Raw genomic sequence first — 4,025 nt, 5'->3', positions numbered from 1 at the left:
CCCCTGAGCCGCGGGCAGTGGGATGGGCGGGGGTGGTATGGGCATGCCGATGGGGGCACACGGCCAGGGCCAGGGAAGCTCCAAGTCCAAGGGCGCCCAGCAGGACGACGAGGCGCTATACACCGAGGACCGGGCGTGGACCGAGGCCGTCATCGGTAACCGCCGTCGTCAAGACAGCAAGGAGTCGAAGTGACCAGCATGGAAATGGACCCGCATGTCGCCCAGACGTTAGCGCTGGCGGCACGGTTTCAAACGGCCCTCGATGGGACGCTCAATCAGATGAACACCGGATCTTTCCGGGGCACTGACGAGACCGAGACCGTCGAGGTGACGATCAACGGACACCAATGGCTCACCGGGGTCCGTATCGAGGAGGGCCTGCTGAAGCAAGTGGGCGCGGAGGTCGTCGGGGCGCGGGTCAACGAAGCGCTGATGAATGCACAGTCCGCGGCGACGGCTTACAACGACGCTGCGGGCGAGCAATTGGTCGCGGTCCTGTCCGCCTTGTCCGACACGATGAACAAAGGGCTGATCTAGCTCGGTTCTCAGCGACGTCGGCGACGGCCAGGACGCTTACGGTCAGCGTCCGGCCGCGCCATTCCGGCGTGTTCCGATGCCGTCGCGCGCCGTGTTGCCCGCACCCCGTCCAGTCGCGGTTTGAGCGATGCTGTGATCACCATGGCAGGGTTGCCGGCGTCCGTGCGGAGCCGGATTCGGCCGCTGTCCTGATTCCAAATTGCCGCATCTAGCTGGTCTTAACCTCGGTTAGGCTTGTTAACCATGACGTCCGGTACCGCTCATCAGCCGTCGCCGCATCAAAGCCGGCGCCGCGGCTGTGCAGCGTGCGCGCCGGTCGAACGATCCACTGCGGGTACCTACCCGGCAGGTCTCGTCGCTGCGGCCTGGCGGCTGTTGGGAGGAGAGTAGGCGATGGGCATTCCGAGGCCGATAGGAGAGTACGCCGGGCAGATGCTCGAGCCGAGCGGGTGGCCGGAAGCCGATGAGGACACCTTCTACGACCGGGCGCAGCAGTACAACCGGGTCTTGCACCAGTTCACCGACGTGATGGATGCCTGCCGCCACCAACAGGTCGAGGTCTTCGACGGCGGTGTGTGGACCGGTGGTGCGGCCAATGCCGCCAACGGTGCACTGGGGGCAAACCTCAGCCAAATGAGCACGCTGCAGGATTACCTGGTAACGGTGATCACCTGGCACCGCCATATTGGCGGGTTGATAGCCCAGGCAAAGGCGGATATCGGCAACAACGTGGACGGGGCGCAACGGGAAATAATCGCCCTGGAGAACGACCGCGACATGGACGCCGACGCGCGCAAAGCCGCTATCGAGTCATTGGTGCGCGCCACGCACAGCGCCAATGCCAGCCTGGTGGCGGAAGCCGCTGAGCGGGTCTCGGCGTCCAAGAACTGGAAACCGCCGCACAACGCGCTCCAGGATCTGCTCCACCAGGTAACGCCTCCCACCCCCGAGGTGCCGTCGCTGGTCGTACCAACTCCGGGTAAGCCTGCTCCCGCACCGCCGGCCCCGAAGCCCTTCGAACCGACACCGGTCAACCCGCACAAGCCGGTGACACCTGGTGCACCGGTTACCCCGGTCAACCCGCGGCCGGCCCCGCCGGTCACGCCGGGCAAACCGGTTACCCCCGGCGTACCGGTTACTCCCGTCACCCCCAGGCCGGTCCCCCCATTTACCCCGGGCAAGCCGGTGACCCCGATCCCACCGGTTACCCCGGGCAAGCCGGCTAAGCCGGTCACCCCGGTTAACCCGGTCAAGCCGAAACCGGAGCAGCCGGTCACCCCGGTCACCCCGGTCAATCCCGCTCCGGCCCCGGCGCCGGCCCCGGGCCCATCCACTCCCGTTTCACCGACACCGGCGCCGGCGCCGGCGCCGAGCCCGCAACCGGCCCCGGTGGGCCCGTCGCCATCACCGAGCCAGCCGTCGATGCCGAGCGATCCCGGAACCCCGTCGACGCCACCTGCCCCGTCGACCGAGCCCGCTCATGTGAAGCCGGCAGCCGCGACGGAGGCGCCGTCGATGCCGTCCGCGCAACCGACGGCTCCGTCGGGCCCGTCGCATGGCGACGACGGGTCGTCGTCACAGCCGATGGCACCAGCAGCTGCGGGCGGGATGCCGGCTGCCGCTCGCGGAATGTCCGGTGGAACCGCCGCTCCCGCAGCGTCAGCGGGGGCCAGCGCGAGCAGCGGGCAGAGCGCCGCATCCAGTGCGGGCTCGCGTGCCGCCACTGGGCGGGCACCGTTGGGTCCAGCCGGCAGGGCACCGGCAGCGGCGACTCCCCGCGCGGCATCGGCGCGAATCGCGCCACCAGCCCGACCGGCACCGCCGCCGGAGGCGCCCGAGAAGGAAAAGCCTGAGTCGGCAGACGACGTCACGGCGTTGCCGTCGGTGCCGGTTTCGGCGGCGCGGGCGGCGCGCGATGCCATTGCCGCGGCGTCAGGTGCCCGCCGCGGCAAGTCCGACCCGCTGCGGTTGGCGCGTCGCATCGCAGCCGCATTGAATGCGTCCGACGTCCGCGACGAGGGGGATTACGGGTTCTTCTGGGTCACGGCGGTGACCACCGACGGCGAAATCGTGGTGGCCAACAGCTACGGCCTGGCATACATACCCGACCACGTGCAATTGCCCGCGAAGGTGTTCATGGCCAGTGCCGACCACGCCATTCCGGCGGACGAAAAGGCACAATTCGCCACCTACCCGATCCTGGCCGTGCAGGGATGGGCCGCGTTTCACGACCTGAAGCTGCGGGCGGTGATCGGAACCGCGGAGCAGTTGGCCAATTCCGATCCCGGCGTGGCCAAGATCATTTTGGAAGCGGACGATATCCCGGAGAGCGGCAAGATGACCGGCCGTCCGCGGCTGGAGGTAGTGGATCCTTCAGCGGCGGCCCAGCTGGCCGAGACCGAGGACCTGCAGTTGCTTGGCCTGTTGCCGCCGGCGCCCGCCGATGCTAACTCGCCGGACGACGAGCGGCACATGCTGTGGTTCGAGCTGATGAAGCCGATGACCAGCAGCGCCATCGGCCGCGAAGTGGCCCACCTGCGGGCGTTTCGGGCCTATGCCGGACACTGCCAGGAAATTGCCCTGCACCAGGCATACGGCGCCGCCGACGCGGAGACTCAGCGTCCTGCGGTCGAGGACTGGCTGTACTGGAGATATGTCACCGGTTTGCTCGACAGCGCCCTGACCGCGGCATCCTGAACCCGCTGACTCCCGGGGCCACATCAGCCCCGGGGCCGGCGGCGACGCCGAGATCTACGTGAGCGCGGAAAAGTATCGAGTGGCCGTCGCGTCGACGTAGATCCCGAGGTGCCCGCGGTTAGAGTTAGAGTTAGAACTAACCTCCCCGCCGCGTCCGATCGCCGGCTCGGTTGCTTCCCACCAGGTTTCGTCCAACCGAGGGTCGCGCGTTCGGGTGGTCCGCAGCCGCTGTTGGTGCGCTTCGCGGTAGAGCCCGTCGGGGTGGCGTCGTTGCCGGGTGCAGGCGGTGACCGCGCAGAAGGCCAGTGGCGGAAGCGGTTCCGCGGGATGGGTAAGGAATTGGTCGATACCTGCGCGGCGCCAAGGCCCGCGACCAGATCACGGGGACATCGACCACCAAGGCCTCCCCGTTGCTGCGGTCGGCGATCAAGATCCGTAAGGCAACCGACGAGGTCGAGGCAGGTGCGGGGTTTTTCGAAGGTGACACCGTCGCGCACTGCGGGCCGACACTGAAAGGTGAGTTCGCCCGCACCCTGAATCTCACCGATGTGCGTATCGGCTGGGTCTTCACCCGCACCGTGCGCAACAACGCCCACACCCACATCCTCGGCGCCCTGAAAGCAGGAGTGCATGAAATACCTTATGAGGTAGCCGGTTTGGACTTCGATTATGCCGACCTCACGATTATGCCGAGGTTTTTGGGTAGCTGCTGGCCAGCGACGTGAGCGGGGTTGAACTGTCGGCATAAACAGGACCGATATCTCCTTCGACGGGGTTATTGATGAAGGAGG

Annotated in this window: 3 protein-coding genes and 1 pseudogene; all 4 read left to right on the top strand. The window is 67.3% G+C overall.

Annotation, left to right across the window (positions count from 1 at the left end; all coding sequences use genetic code 11):
- Nucleotides 1–13: 13 nt before the first annotated feature.
- Nucleotides 14–193: pseudogene (locus EET03_RS30515) on the top strand (type VII secretion system ESX-1 target EspB); the annotation flags it as partial.
- A gap of 5 nt (nt 194–198) precedes the next feature.
- Nucleotides 199–537 (top strand): YbaB/EbfC family nucleoid-associated protein, encoded by a 339-nt coding sequence (locus tag EET03_RS27110; RefSeq protein WP_036395221.1) that lies wholly within the window; start codon nt 199–201, stop codon nt 535–537.
- A 393-nt stretch (nt 538–930) separates the two neighbouring features.
- Nucleotides 931–3,234, top strand: coding sequence for a secretion protein EspK (locus EET03_RS27105; RefSeq protein ID WP_099193852.1), 2,304 nt, complete (start codon nt 931–933; stop codon nt 3,232–3,234).
- Nucleotides 3,235–3,644: 410 nt separating this feature from the next.
- The gene (locus tag EET03_RS27100) at nt 3,645–3,959 is read left to right on the top strand and encodes a hypothetical protein (protein WP_244232567.1); all 315 of its coding nucleotides are present in this window, start codon (nt 3,645–3,647) and stop codon (nt 3,957–3,959) included.
- Nucleotides 3,960–4,025 lie beyond the last annotated feature (66 nt).

This window comes from Mycobacterium innocens (assembly GCF_900566055.1).
Classification (GTDB): domain Bacteria; phylum Actinomycetota; class Actinomycetes; order Mycobacteriales; family Mycobacteriaceae; genus Mycobacterium; species Mycobacterium innocens.
The sequence above is the reverse complement of the archived record's forward strand: the minus strand, read 5'-3'. Positions and strand labels throughout refer to the sequence as shown.

What these genes read in the sequence shown, in the direction of transcription:
- EET03_RS27105 (WP_099193852.1), top strand. Translation starts at nt 931, where the DNA reads ATGGGCATTCCGAGGCCGATAGGAGAGTACGCCGGGCAGATGCTCGAG.
- EET03_RS27110 (WP_036395221.1), top strand. Translation starts at nt 199, where the DNA reads ATGGAAATGGACCCGCATGTCGCCCAGACGTTAGCGCTGGCGGCACGG.